Consider the following 21,035-nt stretch of genomic DNA (forward strand, 5'->3'; position numbering starts at 1 on the left):
TAAATTGAAATATCAAAAATTGACTTTTTCAATTCTAAAACTCCATCTAGCTTAGCATACCAGAAAGTCGGCTTACGTGCTTATTTTTCCTTATGATCTTCTCCCAATTCGGATTTAATCGCAGCCAGTAGTGTGTTTTTTACTTTTTCACTGAAATCCCTTATTTCGAGTATCTGACATATCAAATCAAAAATAAAATCAAAGCTTTTAAGATTCAAATGGCTTTCGCATAGTCCTATCCATGATTTCACCCAGTATTCGATGGGTTCATCTTCCGACTCAATGGTTTGAATCTCTTCGTAGAATTCCAGAAGACCGTGGTCTATATTTAATATTTCAGGTTCAGTGCAATAATTTAGTAATTCAGCTTTTTCCTGAGCAGATTTCCTTACCGGACTCAAAAATGCAAGTTGCAAAGCAAAGTTTACCCTGTTTTTTTCTTCAAGGAAAAACGAATTGTATCCCAAGGCCCCAATGATAATGTTAGAGATTTTTGATACCAATTCTACGGTCAACGACACTCCGGCCTTTTCAGGTAATTGAATGTCACTGTTTTCAGAAATATATTGAAAACGGTGGATCGTGTTGATTTCGAAATTTGGAAAAATCGGATCCTGATATTTTGAATTATCAATTTTTTCATAAGACTCAAAACTTTTTTCCAGATTATCGAGGAATGAAAGTTTGTTGTTTTTGAAAAATACCTTCAGGTGGCTCCCTCTTTCATTGTCAAAGAAAAAAAAGAAAGGATTCCCCTCGGCCTTTTTTCTAAGGTTAGTGAGTATGTCCAGCCAATGTTCCTTGGCGGTAAAAATCATTACACCCTGCCAGTCAATGTCTTTTAGTAAAAGTGTACTCATATTGCGATAGGGGAGCTTATAGGTTCGAATGCATTTAATATTTTACCGTTGCCAAAACCATTGATATTGGCAGCATAATCTTTGTTATCCGATTTTTTGAGAATCAAAGGCTTACTTTGAAGCTGAGAATAAAAATAGATTATATTATGAATTGTCTTCTGATTGATGATTTCAATAGAGTTGTGCAAAATCCCTGTCGAAAAATTACCTTTTTCTATCGAGTTTTCCACTATCACAAATCTGAATTTCTGGTTTAAGGGTTTTACATGTAAACCTTCATATCTCATCTGACAATCCACGATTTCAGCACTTTCATATTTTCCATCTTTAGTAATAAAAATCAATCTTGCCTTCATAGGACTGATTCTCTCAATAAAAAGTTTTTCCAGATTTTTATAGAGATATTCGTTTTTTATTCTTTCATGGACCGAATGACTGATAGCTTTCAAAAACTCTGAATTTTCAAATGTCAATCGTTTTACGCCATATTTTTCCAGCCTTTCTTTCAAATCAAAATCTTCGAAACCATAACTTTCAATAGTTTCGTCGTAACCACCAATGGCGAAGAAATCATTTCTTGAAACGCATATTTTGCCTGAGACATCAGCCGATATATTCTCACTGGCAGCCAGATAAGAGTCGGGATGATTGATAAACATTTTGCTAATATATCTTGCAAATGATCTGCCGGCATAGTTGTCGGCATCAAGATTGACCAAAATATCACCGGTGCTCAATCTGAAAGCCATATTTCTGGAATGACTTCTTTTGTAATGTGAGGGTTCGTTGGTTCTGAAATATTTAACATTCTCACCCAACACATTTGCATTGGCAGAATACCATTCCTCCAGACCGTCATTAGAGTTGTAATCCAGAATCACCCATTCGATATTGGTATAATCATTGTTATCTACAATATTTTGAGGGAGGGTTTTCTGGATATGGTGCAAACGATTCATTACCGTTGTGCAAAACGAAATTTTTGGTGCAACCATTTTTAAAAAATCCTTTAGTTAAAATATAAATTAGGCCGATCTTTGAATATGATCAAACTTGAGTTGGTCATATACAAGGTCTTCTAAAGGAATTTTATAAAGCTGACTCACTTTAATAAGATTTCTGATAGTCGGAGTTTTCAAATCACTTTCCCATTTGGAATAGGTGGTTTGGGTTACATCCAGAATATAAGACAGCTCTTGCTGAGAGTAACCAAAAAATAATCTTAGTTTTCTTAAGTTTTTCCCGATGGTTAGAAGAATCATTTTATCCATGATTTATTTTATTTAGCTCGAATGTGTAAGGATTACTTCAAAAATTATACCACCGGATAGTTTTTTTAATATAATTATCTAATGGGATATTTTGCATAATAAACCCCTTAAAAACAGTGTTTTACAATTACATAAAATGCTGAAAAAATATTTTTTTTTGTTGATTATTTTTAAGGAAAATCATGGAATTTAAAGCTGGGGAATTTTTGTTTTCATAAGTATTACATTATCAATACTTTAGGTTATTTTAATGTGTCTTTATAAAAAAATACCCAAGACTGAAAAAACAGGCATAGTATTTGCTTTATAATAATCGAATTAAAATTCTTTTTGTGAAAAGCACTCAAATAAACTTCGAAATATTATCCGACTCCAACAATTCACCCGAGCGTATTCTGTGGGGCAACAACGAAGGAGTAGAAGTTGAAGAAGCAAAGGCCATCACGATTGGTATTTGGGATGCAAAAGGACGAGGCTCTATGGTGATTGATTTGTGGAACAAAGAAATGCACACGCTCGAACTAAAAGGATTTTATTTGGAAGTCATGAAAAAAATAGCAGAGACCGTCAGGGTAGCCACCGACGACCATGTTATGGGAAATATTATTGACAACGCGTGTTTTCAGATTACCTCATTGCTTGAAAACGAAGTAGGAGAGTAGTTTTTATTAATTTATTCAAAAGATTTATGCCTTTTTTGAAGAAAAAAAGGGCATTACTGCATTTTATATACTTTGGTATATAGTTCATTCAATTTGGTTTCTACAACTTTGTGGCATCAGAATACCAAAAAGAGTGAATAATTATGAAAAACTTCAATGATTTTATCGGTTTTAGCTTAGTAAGCAACGAATCAACAAACATTTTAGGTGGTTGCGGAAGCAGCTACGGTCACAGCAGATCAAATAGCTGTAACCCTTGTCAAACCAGATCACATTCATGTGGCGGAAGTTACACCAGACCTGAAAGATCTTGTGGTAATTCAGCTCCGGTACGTTCTTGTTTTGATATTAATTTTAGCTTCAGCTTTGGCTGTGGTGCTCCAAAATCTTGTACTCCGGCTCCTGTAGTTACTCCTCCGGTAGTAGAAGAAATCTGGACAAACTAAGAAATTTAAATTGTAAATCTTTAAACATTCATTTGTTGCCCAAAAAGTAGATTTACCTTTTGAAAATTAACATGATATTTTAGTAGAAAGGTTGGTGAGGTTTCACCAGCCTTTTTTGTGTTTTACGGCATGAAATTTGAATATTAATAGGAAACACTAGTGATATTTTGACGAAGAATTTTACCCATTACCGACAATTTGACCAAATGGACTGTGGCCCCACATGTCTGAAAATGGTGGCCAAACATCATGGGAAAACCGTCGATATTCAATATCTGCGTGATAAATGCATGATCACCCGGGAAGGCGTTTCTTTACGGGGAATCAGCCGGGCAGCCGAATTGATGGGATTCAGGTCACTGGGTGTGAAAATTGACTTTGAACAACTCCTCGACGCCCCACTTCCTTGTATCGCCCATTGGGATCAAAATCACTTTGTGGTGGTTTATGATATCAAAAAAAAGTCAGGAAAATATAAAGTTTATGTAGCAGACCCGGGAAAAGAAAACCTGGTTTATACCCGCGAGGAATTTGAAAAACATTGGATTAGTATTGAAGATAAGGAGGGAATAGCCCTTTTGCTCGAAACCACACCAAAGTTTTCAGAATTTGAGCATGAAGGTCCAGCCGATTCGCTTAGTTTTAAGCGGGTTACCAATTACCTGGCCAAATACAAAAACCTCATCATTCAGCTATTTATAGGTTTAATCGCAGGCACGATCATTACAATGGTGTTGCCTTTTTTGACGCAATCGGTGGTCGATACAGGTATCCAGACCAAAAACCTCAACTTCATCTTTTTGATATTTATAGCACAGTTGATGTTGTTTTTTGGAAAAGCAGGCCTGGAATTTATCCGAAGCTGGCTGCTTTTACACATCAGTTCCAGGGTCAATCTTACCATCGTTTCAGACTTTCTGATTAAACTGCTCAATCTCCCGCTTTCATTTTTTGATACGAAAATGACAGGGGATATACTTCAACGTATCGGAGACCATGATGAGATAGAGCAATTTCTATCAAGTACTACGCTAAGTTTTATATTCAATGCATTTACATTCTTGGTTTTTGGATTTGTATTGGCATATTATGATACCACTATATTCGGAATCTATCTTTTTAGCGGTGCTTTATATGTTTTTTGGGTAAGATTTTTTCTTAAAAAAAGAAGAACACTCAACCATACAAAGTTTAATTATTCGGCTCAAAATCAGTCGAAAATAATACAGTTGATTTCTGGTGTTCATGATATTAAACTAACCAATTCTGAAAAAGAAAAACGTTGGGAATGGGAGCATCTGCAGATTAAGATATTTCGGCTAAATCTAAAAACCCTTGCTTTGGAGCAATTTCAGGGTACAGGTGCGATGGTTATCAACGAAGGAAAAAACATAATTATCTCGTTCATTGCTGCCAAATCAGTAATCGAAGGTGACCTCACCCTGGGTGGAATGATGGCCCTGCAATATATCGTTGGTCAGCTCAATGGCCCTATTGACAGTTTGGTCGGCTTTATTCAACACTACCAGGACGCGAAAATCAGTCTGGAAAGATTAAACGAAATTCATAATCTTGCCGATGAAGAACCATTGGAAAGTAATTTTGTCAATGATTTTGATCTTTCTGAAGGACTTAAAATTCAAAACCTCACTTTTGCTTATCCGGGCATAGATAAACCTACACTCAACAATATCAATCTTAATATTCCCAGCGGTAAAGTGACCGCAATAGTGGGCTCCAGTGGCAGCGGAAAAACCACGCTATTGAAGGTAATCCTGAGATTTTACGAACCAACTTCCGGGCAGATTATGATTGGAGAAAACAGCCTGGCAAGCATATTGCCTAGCTCATGGCGTGCAGAATGCGGTACCGTTATGCAGGAAGGATTTATTTTTTCGGATTCTATCGCCAAAAACATTGCAGTGGGTGTTGATATGATAGACTATCAAAGACTTTTGTATTCGGTAAAAGTGGCCAACATCTTGCCATTTATTGAACAGTTACCCGCCGGTTACAATACAAAAATTGGGGACGAAGGAATTGGTATAAGCCAGGGTCAAAAACAGAGAATATTGATAGCCAGAGCGGTTTACAAAGATCCCAATCTGATATTTTTTGATGAAGCAACCAACGCACTTGATGCTAATAATGAGCGGGTTATATTGCAAAATCTGAATAATTTTTTTAAAGGAAAAACGGTTGTCGTGGTTGCTCACCGACTGAGTACCGTAAAAAACGCAGACCAGATTGTAGTGCTTGAAAACGGCACAATCACAGAAATTGGCGATCACCAATCGCTTATTTCACAGAAAGGAAGCTATTATGCATTGGTAAAAAATCAACTCGAACTCGGATAAAATATGAACAGCGATTTTAAAAAAGAATATTCAAATGACGACCTGAGCATCAAGATTCTGATGAACTCACAGGAGTCTGCTGAGTATCCTGTTCAGAATCAGGGTTTTGAGAAAAAAGAATATAAATCTTCAAAACTTGCAGGAATTAATACCAGCATGGCAGATTTGGGTCTGGTAACTGTTAAAAACAATCCACCGGAGCTAAAACTTAAAGGCCTGGGTAAACCCGAAAGAAGCGACCTGGTAACTGAAGTGTTGGAAACTCCACCCAATTGGCTGATCCGCTGGGGAAGTACATGGACATTATTTGTGTTAATGATGATTTTAGCCATCAGTTGGTTTGTGCAGTATCCTGATCTCGTGAAAGGGAAAATGCAAATTACAAGCAATGATTTGGCAAAAACTGTAGCAGCAAGAAAAGAAGGTTTGCTCGACGAATTGCTGGTCAAAGACGGTCAAAAAGTTGTAAAAAACCAGATTTTAGGCAGAATCCATAGTCTGGCCGAACCCACTCAGGTAGCTAAGCTAAAACAAACTCTGATCGATATCCGCCAGTCCAAAAAAGGAATCGAAAATATCCCACAGTTTGAAGGTCTGGGCGAAATACAACCCTATTTTCAGGCATTTTACAATACTTATATACTTGCCGAATCTTTTGGCGTGAGTGGGGTAGAGGCACAGCGAATGAGCATTTTGAATAATGATATTTCGGAATTGCGTGATATTGACGATAAAATTCAGCAACAATTGTCCAACTACCAGAAAGATTATAATCTGGCACGGGACGAATACCAAAACCAGCAGAAGCTTTTTGGGAAAAAACTGATATCTCAAAACGAATTGAGGGCTTCTGAAAGTAAAATGCTCAATAAAAAAGCCCAATATGATCAGTTGGTGACTTCTCTCAACAATAATAAACTTCAGATCAACCAGAAAAACCAGGATATTCTGAATCTTAAAAAATCAGATAAAGAATACGAAAACAAACTGGAACTCGAGGTGGGTACTTTGCTTCAGCACATTCAGGACTGGGAAGAATTGCATTTTATTAAGGCTGTCGCCGACGGTAAAGTGATGTTTATCAAAAATATACAGGAAAACCAAATGCTTAAAGCCGGCGAAAACCTGTTGTACGTGATGCCTGAAAAAGGCAATTGGTATGGAGAAATGTACGTGGGTCAATACAATATCGGGAAAATTAAGCCCGGTCAGCGGGTCATTCTGAAATTTGACGGTTATCCTTATCAGGAATTTGGCACAGTAGATGGAAAAGTAGCTTATGTGAGTGAGATTCCTCTTGATTCAGTTTATCTGTTAAAAATTGCCTTGCCTGATCAAAAATCTTTAGGCAAAAACAATAAGATACAAATGAAAGTAGGCATGACAGCTGGTGCTGAGGTAGTAACGGAAGAATTGCGATTGATAGAGAAACTTTTCTATGAGATCAGAAAATATATTAAAGGTTAAGTATTGAGAAAGTATTTGTTCAAAATATTGATTTTTGTTTTTGTGAATTCTGTTTCAGGATTTGCCCAAAAAAACAATGCCCTCACGCTTGAAAGTTGTCTCGAAATGGCCATCAATAATAATTTTGATGTAAAAATCGCAGGACAAAAAGCCAATATTTCTGTCAGGAATCTTGAACAGAGTCAAAAAGAAAAGCTCCCGACTTTGTCCACAGATTTTTCTCAGGGTTTTAATTTGGGAAGAAATATTGACCCGGTGAGCAATCAATATGTAACACAACCTATCAATTCGGCTACACTTGGTCTTACCTCAAGCACGACTTTATACAAAGGAGATATCATCAAAAATACGGTTTCTTTGAACGAGAAGTTTCAAAAATCTGCAATGATTGATGCTGAAATCTTAAAATTTGATTTGAAAAAGGCCGTAACACTGGCATTTCTAGAGGTAGTTTTAAAACAGGAAATTTTGGATTTGAAGATTGAACAAAAGAAAATCATCGAAACTCAGATAACGAGAAATAATGCTTTGATTGAATTGGGTAATCTTCCAAAAAGTAGTCTGATTGAACTCAAAGCACAACTGGAAAATGAAACTTTGGGAATATTGGAAGCCGAGAATCAGCTTTTGGATGCTAAGAATTATTTGAAAAAAATAATGAATACTCCTGAGCTGGAAATCAAGGAAGTAAATGAACCTTTGGTGCCGGATCTGTCTAAAGCTTCAATTAATAAAACTGATAATTTGGTGGGTCTTCCTCTTTTATTACAAAAGAAACTGAATGTTGATATTGCTGAAAACCAAATCAAACTAAAAGAAGGTACCAAAAAGCCCTCTTTGTTTTTTACCGGTGGACTTTTTACCAATTATTCAAGTCAGGCAAACAGAAGGATAAAGTTTATTGGGGAGCCGCAGCAAGTTATCCAGGTTTCTGAAAATCAGTTTATTAGTATCAACGGAAATAATTTTCCTTTAAATGTGGTTTCGCAGGTTCCAAAAACCGAGGAAGTGAGATTTGGTTACCTTTCACAGTTGTTTTCAAACATTGGTTTAGGGCTGAAACTGAATTTAGAATATCCTATTTTGGATAAAAATTACAGAAACACGCAAATTCAGATTTCGAAAATAGAAAAACAAATCGCTCAATCTGAGCTTCAAAAAGCAGAAACGGAAGTAAAAAATGATTTGCTTCAGATAAAAACCCAGCTTGAAAATTCTAAAAAACTTTATCTACAGGCTCAAAAATATGAATCAGCACAAAATGAAGCCTTCAAACTTTCAAAAGAACGTTTCGAAGAAGGTATGAATTCATTTGTGGAATACAATCAGACTAAATTGAGTCTTGAGGCAGCAAAATCAAATGTTATCAGAAACAAATACACGCACTATTTCTACAACCTGGTTTATAAGTATTATACCGGAAATTGATTTATTTAATCATTTAACCGCACCTCAACCAGATTTTTACTTTCTTCCTCAGAAAACAAACGGTATTCTACTTTGAATGTCTTACCATAAGGTGTTTCTAAAGAAAAACCACCCGGACCATATCCATCTGCTACATCAAGCGTGAAATGTGAATGTTTCCAGTATTCAAAAAGATCTTTATCTACCCAAAATTCAAACCCATTTACATCTCCAATACAAACATCTCCGTACCTTAAATAGAACCCACCTTTCTCAAAACACTGAGGCTGAGTGCCTTCGCAGCAACCTCCTGCCTGATAAAACATCAAATCCCCAAACTTACCCGAAAGCATTTCAATCAACTCCAATGCCGCCTGGCTGGCTGACAGTCTTTTAATTTTTTCCATAATCAAAAAGTATAAAGCCACGAATCCCTTTCAGAATCCGTGGCGGTTTTGGTTTTAGATTTCTCAAAAGAAACCCAGTTTGTTTTTATTATAAGAAATCAACATGTTTTTTGACTGGCGATAATGTCCAAGCATCATTTTGTGATTTTCTCGTCCTATACCGGATTGTTTGTATCCACCAAACGGTGCCCCGGCCGGATAAGCATGGTATTGATTTACCCATACGCGACCTGCCTGTATGGCTCTTGGCACTGTGTATAGTTCATGTGCATCACGTGTCCACACGCCGGCACCCAGGCCATAAAGTGTGTCATTTGCTATTTCAATGGCTTCTTCTGTGGTTTTGAAAGTTGTAACCGCCAAAACAGGCCCGAATATTTCTTCCTGGAAAAGTCGCATTTTATTATGGCCTTTGAATAATGTTGGCTGAATATAATATCCTCCCTCCAGTTCATCTCCCAAATGATTTACATCTCCGCCACAAAGCAGTTCGGCTCCCTCTTCTTTACCCAAATTGATGTAAGAAAGTATTTTGTCTTTCTGAATCTGCGAAGCCTGAGCTCCCATCATCACCGTTGGATCTAGCGGGTGGCCAACTTTTATGGCTTTTGTTCTAGCAATCACTTTTTCAATAAACTTCTCATAAATCGACTCATGAATCAGCAATCTGGACGGACAAGTACATACTTCACCTTGATTTAAAGCAAAAAGTACTGCACCTTCGATGGCTTTGTCAAGAAACTCGTCGTCGGCATCCATTACCGATGGGAAGAAAATGTTGGGTGATTTTCCACCTAATTCCAAAGTAACCGGAATGATGTTTTCTGTGGCATATTGCATCACCATTCTACCTGTGGCAGTAGATCCTGTAAATGCCGCTTTGGCTACTTTTGGATTGGTTACCAATGTACGACCCAGCTCGGCCCCAAAACCATTGACTATATTTATAACCCCTGCCGGCAACAAATCTTCAATCAGTTCCATCAAAACCATAATAGAAATTGGAGTGCTTTCCGCAGGTTTCAATACCACACAGTTACCAGCCGCAAGTGCCGGTGCCAGTTTCCAGGCGGCCATAAGTATAGGGAAGTTCCAGGGGATAATCTGTGCCACCACACCGATAGGCTCATGAACAATGATAGAAACGGTATCTTTGTCCAGCTCAGAAATGCTTCCCTCTTCTGCCCGAATCACGCCGGCGAAATATCTGAAATGGTCAATGGTCAAAGGAATGTCAGCAGCCATGGTTTCTCTTACAGCTTTTCCGTTATCCATCGTTTCTACGGCAGCTATGTACTCTAAGTTGGCTTCAATTCTGTCGGCTATTTTGTTGAGAATAATGCTCCTTTCAGTGGAGGAAGTTTTTCCCCAAGTTTTGAAAGCTTCATGAGCAGCGTTTACGGCATTTTCGATATCAAGTTTTGCAGAATGTGCCGCTTTTGACATTACTTTTCCATCGACAGGGGAGATTACTTCAAAATATTGCCCGGTTGAAGGCGGTGTCCATTTGCCATTGATAAAATTATCATAATGAGGTTTCAGATTTGGTCTAGCAACCAAATTATTGCTTGTACTTGACATAGTTTTAATAAATTAGAGTTTTGAAAATTGAATAGCACAAAAAAATCTTAGAAAAGTGAAATAAAATTGTAGTTTTCTCCCAACCAGTTTCATTTTTCATTCAATCGTTTGAACAATTCTCTAAGTAATTGAACTTTACTTTCAAAAAGTCGATTTGTTTTGTTATGTTTATTGTGGAAATATTAATATTTTGATTGGAATTTAAACAGCCAAGTCTTATGCTCGACCTTACTGCGAAACACTATGAAAATCGTAAACTGGAAAATCTGGTTGAAAACCGAACGATTCATACGCTAAAAAATGCCGAGCTTAATATCTTTGAAACGCATATTCAGGCAAGCCAGGTGATGCTAAAGTTTCAGGACCCGGTTCTGGCAAGTATGATTAAAGGTAAAAAAGTGATGCACCTACATAACACTAATTCATTTGGGTTTTTGCCGGGAGAATCAGTGATTTTGCCGGCCAACGAGCTGATGTGCATAGATTTTCCGGAAGCCACCCCCACAAACCCAACCCAATGTCTTGCTTTGGCACTATCTGAAACCAAGCTAAAAGAGGCTGTTGATATTCTTAACCAGCGTGGAACCAAACAAAATGGGCAGGAGTGGAGTATTCTGGATTATAACTACCATTTCACCAATGACATCGCCATCAATCAGATATTGCAACGATTGATCTTTATTTTTACCGAAAATCATCCCTCCAAAGATATTTTTTCTGACTTACTTATTCAGGAGCTAGTCATCAGGATTCTACAGACTGAAACCAAATCGATGTATCTTAAAAAATCTTTTACCGATTCCAACAACGACCGTCTTTCTTTTGTCATTAAATACATCAGAGAAAATATTACAGAAGATCTTTCAATAGATATTCTAAGCGAAAAAGCCTACATGAGCGAGTCGAGTTTTTATCGTACGTTCAAGCATGAAATAGGTGCAACCCCAAATGATTTTATTATTGAGGAGCGTTTGAAGATCGCTGAAAGTATGTTAAGAAATCCAAGAGTAAGTATAAAAGAAGCCTATTTGGCCAGTGGATTCAATAGTTTTTCTTATTTCTGCCGGATATTTAAGAAAAAGAAAAACCTATCACCTTCAGAGTTTAAAAGCCTTTCCAACTCCATGAAAAATGTTTGAGTAAGTTAAATATTTCTTTAATCCAGAGAATTCTCGTTACCTTTTTTATAGAAAAACTTACCGGTTTTAATATTTTTTTTGATAAAGAATTCCGTAAAAATTTTGGCATAAAAAAACTCCAGACAAACGCCCGGAGTTTTTCAAACTATTATTAACTATTATTTTATTCTTATCTATACAAATCGATGCTCGAAATCAATGTACCGTTTTGCGACTCATTAAATTTAACATTTAACTGATCCTGAGTACCAATAGCTTTCGAAATTTCGATTTTTTCTACACCTTTTTCATTCAAATAAATAAATGAATTCTGGAATTTTACGCAAGCAAAACCTTCAGAGAAATCGTTGGCATAGTCAAACATCAAGGGAACAATTACTTTTCCTTTGTTGTCGATAAATCCGTATTTTTTGTTGTTGGCAACAGCTGCCAAACCATGAGAAAAACCTCTTACTCTTTCGTATGAAGGAGCGATAAGGATAGTTCCTTTGTTATCCATGAAACCCCAACGGTCATTCAATTGGAATGCCAACAGGCCTTCTGAAGATTCTTCGATATAATCAAGATTTGAAACAACCTCACGGCCTTTGTTATTTATCAAACCAAATTTGCCATTGTTGGAAAATACTGCAGTGCCATTGGTGAATGGTCCGATACTTTCATAACCTAAATCTGTAATGGTTTTGTTTTTATTGCTGATCAAATGACTTTTTCCATCTTGTCTTACAGTGGCCAAACCTTCTTTGAAATTGGTAGCCTGATCGTAAACAGGAGCAATTACAATTTTACCTTTGTTATTGATATATCCAAATTTGCCGTCTTTTTTGATTAGGGCAAGATCTCCGCTGAATGAGCTCAGGAATTCATATTCAGGTTCGATTTTTACTTCACCTTTTTTGTCGATAAAACCAAACTGATTGTTGATTTTAACTACTGCTAGATTTTCTGAGAAACTCATGGCATAATCAAATGTAGCCGGAATTACTTCTTTTCCGTCCTCATTCATATAACCAAATTTTCCGTCTTTTTTAAACAATGCCAGTCCGTTTGAATAAGACTCAATATAGTCATAATCAAATTCAACCAATTGTAAACCGTTTATAGAAATGATACCGTATTTATCATTTAATCTAACGATAGAAAAATTATTGGTGAAATCATTGGCATAATCAAAAATGCAGGGAAATGCCAACTCTCCTTCACGGTTAAGGAAACCGTATTTTTCGTTGACATAAATTTTTGCCAGTCCGTTGGAAAATTTGTATCCAACGTTAAAGTCTTTTTTAGTTTGGGCTGTCACATTACCCACCATCATTCCGATGGTAATAAGTGAAATTGTAATAAGTAGTTTTCCCGAGATTTTCATGAGATACATGATTTATTGTTCATGTATTATCATGCAAATCGCGTGCCAAAATTTGCTTATTTTTTATGAAAAAAATTATAAAAACTTAGCAAAAGGTATGATTTCGAAAATATTTTTAAAAAAATATACAGTGGTATGTTTTAGTCGGAGATTTTGACACTTTGGTTGCTAAATTGGAGTTCATACAAATGAGAATAGGCACCTTGTTTTTCTAATAATTGCTGATGACTTCCTGATTCCAAAATTTTTCCTTTATCTAAAACAATAATTTTATCTGCATTTTGGATGGTACTTAGCCTGTGTGCAATAATAATGGAGGTTTGGTTTTTCATTATTTTTTCAATAGTATTTTGTATCAGTTGTTCTGACTCAGAATCTATGGAAGAAGTGGCTTCATCCAGCACAATAATCTTTGGATTTTGCAATAATACTCTCACAAAAGACAGCAATTGTCTCTGGCCCATACTCAAAGTGGCTCCACGCTCCATTACCTTGTACTCGTATTGACCCGGCAAACTCATGATAAAATCATGAATACCTACATTTGTGGCTACAGCTTTAATCTCATCCAGGGTAATAGTATCATCACCCATCCTCAGGTTTTCTTCAATGCTGCCATTAAAAAGGAACACTTCCTGCAATACTACACCTATATTACTTCTAAGATACTGAAGATCGTAGTTTTCAATGGGATTACCATCAAGTAATATTTGACCTTTTTGATTGGGATATAATCGGTTAAGCAAACTTATTATAGAAGTTTTTCCGGCACCTGTGGCACCCACAAAGGCAACAGATTGCCCTTTTTTAACTTCAAAACTTAAGTCTTTCAGAATCCACTGCGGTTCATTATACGCAAACCACACATTCTCAAAATTGACTCTACCTTCAATTTCAGGTTTTTCTTTTCCACTTTTCTCCACATTTTCGCCATCATCAAGAATTTCAATAATTCGGGAAAGACTAACTACACCCATTTGCAATGTATTGACACGGTCCGCAATCATCCTGATGGGCCTGAAAAACTGATTGATATACATTATAAATGCAGTGATAGTACCAAAGGTTACTTCCTCTCCAATAATTCCTTTGGCACCATACCATACAATCAGACCTACTCCTAAGGCGGCGATTACATCAGCAACAGGAAAGTAAACAGAATAATATAGTATAGATTTAATGTTGGCGATTTTATGCTCCCTGTTAAGTTCTTCAAATTTTTTATATTCCTGTTCTTCTACATTAAAAATCTGTACCAGACTCATCCCCGATATTCTTTCCTGAATAAAAGAATTAAGATTGGCCACGGCATTCCTGACCATATTAAATGACTTTTTGACTTTTTCTTTAAATATATAAGTGCTGACCAACATCAGGGGTATAGTGCTCAGGCTGATAAGTGTGAGTTTCCAGTTGATGAAAAACATTACCCCAATAATCAGGAACAATTGTAATAAATCGCCGGCAATTGCGGCAAACCCGGAACTAAACACATCAGAAAGGGATTCTACATCAGAAATTGTACGAGTCACCAGTTTTCCGATGGCTGTTTCATCATAAAATTTTAATCTAAGTTGAATTATTTTCCTGAAAACCTTTAATCTGATATCATGAATTATTCGGGAGCTCAGCCAACCCGACTCATAGGTGTTAAAATAGGATACCATAGAGGTTACTGTTAATAGGATTACCATGGCACCAACCCACAGGCTCAATTGATTATAGTTTCCTTCTGCAATCGGACCGTCGATGGTATATTGTATTAACAAAGGCAAAGCGGGCGATAGCACAGCATTAATAATTATTAGAATTACCAATAATACAAACCTGCCTTTATAAGGTAAAATAAAACCAAATAGCCTTTTAAGTATTTGATAATCAACTATTTTATTTTTGTAGTTTTCTTTCTCCAAAATCCTTTGATAAAAAATTAAATTATTCTGTGCAATTTGAGCTTATTTCTTAGTTTTTACTCCTTAATTTTGTAAAACCTTAAACTAATTTAATGAAGGCGTGTTGCCCTAGTTGTAAAACTGAACCACTTCCGTTTCAAACCTGGAGGTGCTTTTGCGGAGAGAGTTTTAATCATTTCGAAACCGGAGGGAAGTGTCCCTCTTGTGGTTATAATCATGAATATACAGAGTGTATGTCTTATTCATGCCAAAAAATCTCACTGCATGTTGACTGGTACCCCGTTATAAATCAAAACATTTCTCTGCTTCGTAAATCTTTAAGTTTGGTTACTGTTTGATTTGCCAAATACCTCAAGTATAAAACCAAATCCATACGCAAAAAGTTGTATAAATGATGCTGGAATGCTAAGAATTCCTACATTTAAGCTTTTTTGAGTAATTGAGGCTGAGATAAAAATAATCAAAAAATATAACCACAAAATCCCCAGAGAAAGGTCAAATAACTCTTTGTTAATAAAAAACTGAAAAGGCAAACTCAGGATAAATAGTGTAAATAGAACCGGCAAAGTATGCACTATTTTAATTGGAATATTATAATCTCTCTTAAGTTGAATCCTTGTACGGCCAAAGCTCAGGATTTGCTTGAAAAAGTTTCCAAAATCTCCTCTTCTTTTGTGATAAACATAAGCTCCTTCTATGAGTTCTTTAGAATATCCACCTTTTTGCAACCTATGGTTAAGTTCCATGTCTTCACCCATATTTGTCTTTTTAAAACCACCAATTTCTTTAAAAACTGCGGCTTTAATGCCCATATTATAACTTCTGATCTGGTAGCTTCCACCCGCATTGCTCTTTTTGCTTCTGATGCCTCCTGTCGTAAATATTGAGGTCATCGCAAAACTCAGGGCTTTCTGATGATCATTAAAATATTCGTCTGCCCGGTCTTCTCCGCCATAAGCATCCAGATTACTTTCTGTTAGTGCCTCGTCCACAATCTCAAAATATTCTCGCGGAACCACCACATCAGAATCAAAAATAACAAGATATTCACCCTCAGCATGCGTTGCAGCATAGTTTCTGGCGAAACCCTGCCCTTCATTTTTTTTGAAAAAATATTTTATATCAAGTGAAGAAGAGTATTGTTTTACTACCTCACCACATTTGAGGGTAGATCCATCTTCTACTACCAGGACTTCAAAATCTTTAAAGGTTTGTTTTTCAAGACTTTCCAGTAGTTCGTCCAACTCTTCTGGCCGATTATAAATTGGAATTATGACCGAAAACCTTTTCATTTTTCCGTTTTTAAATCTATTAAACTCTGATGACTGGCTTTCAGAATTTTCTTTATGATTTTTGAATCAATTTTTTCTGAAATAAATAATGACTCAAATTGACTTGGAGCCAGATAAATGCCCCGGTTGAGCATGGCATTGAAATATTTTCCAAATGCCGCGGTATCGCAGGTTTTTGCAGTGGTATAGTCAACTACTTTATTTTCGGTAAAAAATAAGCTGTACATTGAGCCAATCTGGTTAACAGTGTAATTGAGCTCGAGTTCTTTCAATGATTGGGTGATTCCGTAGGCAATCTCCAGTCCGGCAGCTTCAAGTTGCCAATAAACATTAGGATTTTTTTTCAAATGTTTCAACATGGCCATTCCTGCCGACATGGCTATGGGGTTTCCTGAAAGTGTACCTGCCTGATACATGGGCCCTGAAGGCGAAACCATCTGCATGATTTCTTTTTTGCCACCATAGGCACCTACAGGCATACCACCGCCGATAATTTTGCCTAAAGTAGTTAAATCAGGCTTAATATTGAATCTTTCCTGGGCTCCACCTAAAGAAAGTCTGAAGCCGGTCATGACTTCGTCAAATATCAAAACAATTCCTTCTCTGGTGCAAATCTCCCTTATGGCTTCCAAATAACCCGTTTCGGGAAGTACACAGCCCATATTTCCTACCACAGGCTCAATGATTAAGGCCGCAATGGTATTTTTGTTTTTTGTTATAACCGATTCAAGTGTATTAACGTCATTGTAAGGTACGGTAAGTGTATCACCTAAGGTAGCTGATGTAATTCCGGGACTGTCGGGCTGCCCCAAACTAAGGGCACCGCTTCCTGCTGAAATCAGAAATGCATCGCCATGACCGTGGTAACAACCTTCAAATTTTATTATTTTCTCCTTGCCTGTGTATGCCCGTGCCAATCTTATGGCAGACATTGTGGCTTCTGTACCCGAGTTGACCATTCTGACCATTTCGACCGAAGGAACCAAATCCACAATTAATTTGGCCATATCTACTTCTTTTTTAGTAGGTGCACCAAACGAAAAAGAGGATTTAACTGCTTTTCTTACCTGGTTTTCAACAGGGGTAAATGCATGTCCAAGGATCATTGGACCCCAGGAATTGATCATGTCAATGTATTTATTGCCATCTTCATCATAAAGATAGCCACCTTTGGCTCGTTTTATAAATCTGGGATTCCCGCCTACTGATTTGAAGGCCCTCACGGGTGAATTTACGCCACCCGGAATATATTTTTGAGCTTCTTTAAAAAGCTTTTCACTGTTTTTGTTTTTCATTGGTTTTACCTGTAAATCTCCTCAAAAGTCTCTCCGTTAAATTTTACCAGAGGAACTATTCCATTTTCATTTTTTGATTGGCTATAATCAAAGCCACTTAGCAGATATTCGTCTTTGTAGGGTCCGCTTTCAAGATTAAGCGAAAATACATCTTTACCATCTTTCAACATTTTCCCGAAAAAATAAACCATGTCATATCCCAGATAACTGAAATAGTTAGGAAGGGAAGACGTCTTTTCAAAGTATTTTTTTTCAAATATTTTTACAATTTCTTTTTCTTTTTGAACAAATTCAGGATATAGAATGATGAGATTGGACGGGAAATTTTGAGTGCTATTTTTTTCCCACGAGAAAGATGAGGCGGTTGCCAATATATCACAATTGATTTTGTTTTTCTGGAATGACTGTATAAACTTCCCTCCAAGATTATTATCCCCAGCAAAGAAAATATGGCCGTTTTCGGGTTGTATTTTGGTAAGAAGGCCATGGAATTGTTTGAAAACAGTAATTTTATAACCCCTTTTAATAGCTTCGGTTTTATATGTCAATGCAAAAAGTGAATCTTTTTTTGAGGTTCCAAAATAAATACTCAGGTTTTTTCTGCCATTATTTTCCTGGAAATAATCCAGTGATTTTTGAGCCTGATATTCAAAAGATGGCTGTAAAAGAAATGTATTCTTCTTGCCTTTTACCAGTTCTTTATTGTTGGAAATCGGATGAACCTGTATGATTCTGTTTAAACCGGCAAAATCAGATGCTGGTTGGTTGGTTTCAGCATAAAGAGGTCCCACAAATAAATCAATTCCCGAAAAACTGCCTTTCCTTTCGAAATTCTGAAAATCTGACCTTGATTTTTTTATATCAAATGCATGCAATTTTAAAGCGATCCCTTCACTGGCAAGCGATTCCTCGGCCAGTTTCATCCCCGAAAACAAATCATAAACATATCTGTAATCCTCAGAATTGGCTGCATTTGGGCTAAAATTAAATGGTAATAAAACAGCAATTTCTACCTGGTGAATTGCATTTGCCTTGTCCCGATCTTTTGAATCATCCTTATCCTGAATTTTATCATACAATTTAAACCTGTTGGTGAGCATATCCGATATTTCAAGATCTTCTTTGGAATTATACCGGTTTTGTTGTATTTTCTTTACAAGATTTACAGCGATTTCCTTTTGATTTGGAAATTTAAAATAGAGGTCCTTTAACGTTGATTGACTTTTGATTTTCGGAATATAAGTGCTTAGCATTTCAGATTTTATGCTTTCAAATTCCTTATCATCGATTAATTCCAGAGTTTTTAAGGCTTCTTCAAAATAGTTTTCGGATAAATTAATATCAGCATAAATAATTCGTGCCTCATTTATTTTTTCCCAGTCATAAAAATTCTCAAACAATTGTCTGAAATAGACCCTGCTTTGGTACAGATTACCTTTGTTTTTTGAAGTTAAAGCATTGTAAAAGAAGGCATAAGGAACGACTGGATTTTGGTATGATTTTTGAGAAAGCAGACCAAATTTCTTCGAGGCCTCTTCGTATTGATTGTCAGCAAATAGCTGAACAGCCTTTTTGTACTCAAGCAAATAGCTCTGGTCACCCATTTGGCCAAATGCAGCATAATACGTACAAAAGAACAATACAAGCCCTTTTTTCATTGGATAGATTGATTGTTATGGTCAAAAAACAATAATGCTCTACAAATTTAAAAATTGTAGAGCATTATCTTATTTCTTTTTGCCTGTTTTTTTCAAATCTTCTGCTTGCTTCTTCATTTCTTCTGAAGCCTGCAGTTGTTTTTGGAGAAAATCACCAAACTTGTTTTTCTTTTGAGGCTTGGTGGCAAAATTTTTCCGGTTCTTTTCAAGAATTGCTAAAATCTTGTCTTCATCAATGAATTTCCTTACAGCCAATTGTTGACCGATAGTAACCACGTTTGAAACCAGATAGTAAAAACTAAGTGCGGCAGGAAAACTATTTAATACAAAGAAAAATATCAATGGGAAGAAATAAGACATTTTTTTCATGTCGATAGGACCTGGCTGATCAGGAGTAACCTGATTGTTGTAATATGTAAAGGCCAAACTAGAGATGGTCATCAATACCACAAACAAACTGATGTGGTTTCCTATGATAGGTAGGTTGTAAGCCCAACTGATAGGTGCGTCATAGGTTGACAAATCGCTTGCCCATAGGAAACCTTTTTGACGGAACATGGTCATGTTTGGAAACAGGAAGAATACCGACATCAAAATAGGCATCTGCAGCAATAATGGTACACATCCACTCAAAGGACTTACACCAACTTGCTGATAAAGTTTCATAGTTTCCTGCTGCACTTTCATGGCATCATCGCCTACACGTTCTTTGATTGCGTTGATTTCAGGGCCTAAAACCCGCATTTTGGCAGAACTTACGTATGATTTATAGATCAACGGCGTAAGAGCCAGTTTGATAATTAAAACAACGATAATGATCAATAAACCATAATTGGTTACAAACGATTCTACCCAATTAAACAATGGAACAAAAATGTAACGGTTTATGGGTTTTACGATATCATACCCCAGATAGAGGTTTTTCTGAAAATCGTTTCCGGCGGCTTTGAGGTTATTGAGTTCGTTAGGACCGAAGTAATATTTCAATTCAAGTCCTTTTGCCAATTCTGTTCCTGCAAAATCCATTGTTGCACTTCCAATTTTTACAATTGAACTGTCTTTTTCGGGTGTTTCCAGGACAAACTTGGCTTTATCAAAAAATATTTTTTCACCAATTACACCTGAAGTGAAATATTTCTGCTTAAACGACATCCATTTTACGGGAAGCTCGGCATCTTCGTCATCATTCCCCGCTGAGCCAAGGCCCATGTCTTCAAAGTTTTCCTCTTTGTCAAAATAGTTGATCTGAGCCGATTTCCTGTTTTCAGCCAAATCGTTTTCAGTATATTCAAAATTATGTTTCCACACAATTTGTGCCGCTGAGCCACTTTTTAGTTTGGTTGCATCAGCTATTTTAAGATTTTGGAGAATCTCAAATCCTGCTTCTTTCAAGGTGTAGGTTTTTTCTACTAAACCGGCAGAAGAATTCGCCGAAAAAGTTACCGTTAAAGGCACCTTTGATACTTTGGCATCGGTATTATTGGAATTGAAACTCAAGCCAGAAAGATCCAATGTGCCCGTTGTAACAGGAATCTGGAAATTAATTCCTGATTTCGTGCCATCAAAAATCACCATTGGTTCATTTTTCTCAGCTTTAAAGACCGAATAACTTTTGTAATTTTTCAGCTCAACTTTCCTGATTGAAGCTCCATTCGTTGAAAAAGTAACGATCAAATCTTTGTTTTCGATTTTAATTAGTTTTTCAGGCAAGCTATCATTCATAGCTAGAGCTGAAGGGACAGATGCTATTTTACTCTGAGTAGCCTTTGCCGGAGCATTATTGTTTTTATTTGCTTCCGTATTTACGGGCTGGGGTTTGGTCGATTCGAAATAAGTGTAAACACCGAAAAGCACAAAAAGCAATATTAACCCGATGACCGTATTCTTATCTAATTTTTCCATTATTTGGATTGA

Annotated in this window: 17 protein-coding genes; 6 read left to right on the forward strand and 11 right to left on the reverse strand. The window is 36.5% G+C overall.

Features of this window, described 5'->3' with window-relative positions:
• Positions 1–80: 80 nt before the first annotated feature.
• Genes IPP61_14865 through IPP61_14875 form a run of 3 tightly spaced genes read right to left on the reverse strand, consistent with a single transcriptional unit; the run spans position 81 to position 2,131 of the window.
• Positions 81–860, reverse strand: a complete 780-nt coding sequence (locus IPP61_14865) for a hypothetical protein (GenBank protein MBL0326439.1) — start codon at positions 858–860, stop codon at positions 81–83.
• On the reverse strand, positions 857–1,855 hold the full coding sequence (locus IPP61_14870; protein MBL0326440.1) for a glycosyltransferase family 2 protein: 999 nt from the start codon (positions 1,853–1,855) through the stop codon (positions 857–859). Before IPP61_14870 ends, IPP61_14865 begins: the two co-directional genes overlap by 4 nt.
• A 30-nt stretch (positions 1,856–1,885) precedes the next feature.
• Positions 1,886–2,131 carry a helix-turn-helix transcriptional regulator gene (locus IPP61_14875; GenBank protein MBL0326441.1) on the reverse strand — a complete coding sequence of 82 codons (246 nt, stop codon included), beginning with the start codon at positions 2,129–2,131 and terminating at the stop codon, positions 1,886–1,888.
• A gap of 332 nt (positions 2,132–2,463) precedes the next feature.
• On the opposite strand from IPP61_14875, the gene IPP61_14880 reads away from it, so the two are divergent.
• The 5 genes from IPP61_14880 (at position 2,464) to IPP61_14900 (ending at position 8,491) form a co-directional block, all read left to right on the forward strand.
• Entirely contained in the window at positions 2,464–2,793 is a 330-nt protein-coding gene (locus IPP61_14880) for a gliding motility protein GldC (protein MBL0326442.1), read from the forward strand.
• Between the two features lie 143 nt (positions 2,794–2,936).
• Positions 2,937–3,239 carry a hypothetical protein gene (locus IPP61_14885; GenBank protein MBL0326443.1) on the forward strand — a complete coding sequence of 101 codons (303 nt, stop codon included), beginning with the start codon at positions 2,937–2,939 and terminating at the stop codon, positions 3,237–3,239.
• A gap of 206 nt (positions 3,240–3,445) precedes the next feature.
• Positions 3,446–5,596, forward strand: coding sequence for a peptidase domain-containing ABC transporter (locus IPP61_14890; protein ID MBL0326444.1), 2,151 nt, complete (start codon positions 3,446–3,448; stop codon positions 5,594–5,596).
• 3 nt (positions 5,597–5,599) lie between these two features.
• Complete coding sequence (locus tag IPP61_14895; protein ID MBL0326445.1) at positions 5,600–7,063, forward strand: HlyD family efflux transporter periplasmic adaptor subunit; 1,464 nt, start codon at positions 5,600–5,602, stop codon at positions 7,061–7,063.
• A gap of 3 nt (positions 7,064–7,066) precedes the next feature.
• A complete protein-coding gene (locus IPP61_14900) occupies positions 7,067–8,491 on the forward strand; it encodes a TolC family protein (protein ID MBL0326446.1) in 1,425 nt (474 codons plus the stop codon).
• Between the two features lie 5 nt (positions 8,492–8,496).
• Here the strand turns inward: IPP61_14900 and IPP61_14905 are convergent, their stop codons facing one another.
• Both IPP61_14905 and IPP61_14910 read right to left on the reverse strand, forming a co-directional pair.
• A complete protein-coding gene (locus IPP61_14905; protein MBL0326447.1) occupies positions 8,497–8,877 on the reverse strand; it encodes a DUF779 domain-containing protein in 381 nt (126 codons plus the stop codon).
• Positions 8,878–8,940: 63 nt separating this feature from the next.
• Positions 8,941–10,458 carry an aldehyde dehydrogenase gene (locus IPP61_14910; GenBank protein MBL0326448.1) on the reverse strand — a complete coding sequence of 506 codons (1,518 nt, stop codon included), beginning with the start codon at positions 10,456–10,458 and terminating at the stop codon, positions 8,941–8,943.
• A 218-nt stretch (positions 10,459–10,676) separates the two neighbouring features.
• Here IPP61_14910 and IPP61_14915 point away from each other — a divergent pair, with 218 nt between their 5' ends.
• Entirely contained in the window at positions 10,677–11,597 is a 921-nt protein-coding gene (locus IPP61_14915; GenBank protein MBL0326449.1) for an AraC family transcriptional regulator, read from the forward strand.
• Positions 11,598–11,766: 169 nt separating this feature from the next.
• On the opposite strand, the gene IPP61_14920 is transcribed toward IPP61_14915, so the two are convergent.
• From IPP61_14920 to yidC, 6 genes are all read right to left on the reverse strand, one after another.
• Entirely contained in the window at positions 11,767–12,963 is a 1,197-nt protein-coding gene (locus IPP61_14920) for a WG repeat-containing protein (GenBank protein MBL0326450.1), read from the reverse strand.
• 140 nt (positions 12,964–13,103) lie between these two features.
• On the reverse strand, positions 13,104–14,876 hold the full coding sequence (locus IPP61_14925) for an ABC transporter ATP-binding protein (GenBank protein ID MBL0326451.1): 1,773 nt from the start codon (positions 14,874–14,876) through the stop codon (positions 13,104–13,106).
• Between the two features lie 317 nt (positions 14,877–15,193).
• Complete coding sequence (locus tag IPP61_14930; protein ID MBL0326452.1) at positions 15,194–16,168, reverse strand: glycosyltransferase; 975 nt, start codon at positions 16,166–16,168, stop codon at positions 15,194–15,196.
• Positions 16,165–17,463, reverse strand: coding sequence for a glutamate-1-semialdehyde 2,1-aminomutase (gene hemL, locus IPP61_14935; protein MBL0326453.1), 1,299 nt, complete (start codon positions 17,461–17,463; stop codon positions 16,165–16,167). The genes IPP61_14930 and hemL overlap by 4 nt, the downstream gene beginning before the upstream one ends.
• 5 nt (positions 17,464–17,468) lie before the next feature.
• The gene (locus IPP61_14940; GenBank protein ID MBL0326454.1) at positions 17,469–19,121 is read right to left on the reverse strand and encodes an amino acid ABC transporter substrate-binding protein; all 1,653 of its coding nucleotides are present in this window, start codon (positions 19,119–19,121) and stop codon (positions 17,469–17,471) included.
• 69 nt (positions 19,122–19,190) lie between these two features.
• On the reverse strand, positions 19,191–21,023 hold the full coding sequence (gene yidC, locus IPP61_14945) for a membrane protein insertase YidC (protein MBL0326455.1): 1,833 nt from the start codon (positions 21,021–21,023) through the stop codon (positions 19,191–19,193).
• Between the last annotated feature and the right edge of the window lie 12 nt (positions 21,024–21,035).

The sequence above is a fragment of the Cytophagaceae bacterium genome (assembly GCA_016722655.1).
Lineage (GTDB): Bacteria > Bacteroidota > Bacteroidia > Cytophagales > Spirosomataceae > Leadbetterella.

Bases quoted from the DNA above. Each gene is read 5' to 3' on its own strand.
- IPP61_14905 (MBL0326447.1), bottom strand. From the start codon at position 8,877: ATGGAAAAAATTAAAAGACTGTCAGCCAGCCAGGCGGCATTGGAGTTG.
- IPP61_14915 (MBL0326449.1), top strand. From the start codon at position 10,677: ATGCTCGACCTTACTGCGAAACACTATGAAAATCGTAAACTGGAAAAT.
- IPP61_14875 (MBL0326441.1), bottom strand. From the start codon at position 2,131: ATGGATAAAATGATTCTTCTAACCATCGGGAAAAACTTAAGAAAACTA.
- IPP61_14920 (MBL0326450.1), bottom strand. From the start codon at position 12,963: ATGAAAATCTCGGGAAAACTACTTATTACAATTTCACTTATTACCATC.
- IPP61_14890 (MBL0326444.1), top strand. From the start codon at position 3,446: ATGGACTGTGGCCCCACATGTCTGAAAATGGTGGCCAAACATCATGGG.
- IPP61_14910 (MBL0326448.1), bottom strand. From the start codon at position 10,458: ATGTCAAGTACAAGCAATAATTTGGTTGCTAGACCAAATCTGAAACCT.
- IPP61_14870 (MBL0326440.1), bottom strand. From the start codon at position 1,855: ATGGTTGCACCAAAAATTTCGTTTTGCACAACGGTAATGAATCGTTTG.
- IPP61_14940 (MBL0326454.1), bottom strand. From the start codon at position 19,121: ATGAAAAAAGGGCTTGTATTGTTCTTTTGTACGTATTATGCTGCATTT.
- yidC (MBL0326455.1), bottom strand. From the start codon at position 21,023: ATGGAAAAATTAGATAAGAATACGGTCATCGGGTTAATATTGCTTTTT.
- IPP61_14865 (MBL0326439.1), bottom strand. From the start codon at position 860: ATGAGTACACTTTTACTAAAAGACATTGACTGGCAGGGTGTAATGATT.
- IPP61_14930 (MBL0326452.1), bottom strand. From the start codon at position 16,168: ATGAAAAGGTTTTCGGTCATAATTCCAATTTATAATCGGCCAGAAGAG.
- IPP61_14895 (MBL0326445.1), top strand. From the start codon at position 5,600: ATGAACAGCGATTTTAAAAAAGAATATTCAAATGACGACCTGAGCATC.
- hemL (MBL0326453.1), bottom strand. From the start codon at position 17,463: ATGAAAAACAAAAACAGTGAAAAGCTTTTTAAAGAAGCTCAAAAATAT.
- IPP61_14885 (MBL0326443.1), top strand. From the start codon at position 2,937: ATGAAAAACTTCAATGATTTTATCGGTTTTAGCTTAGTAAGCAACGAA.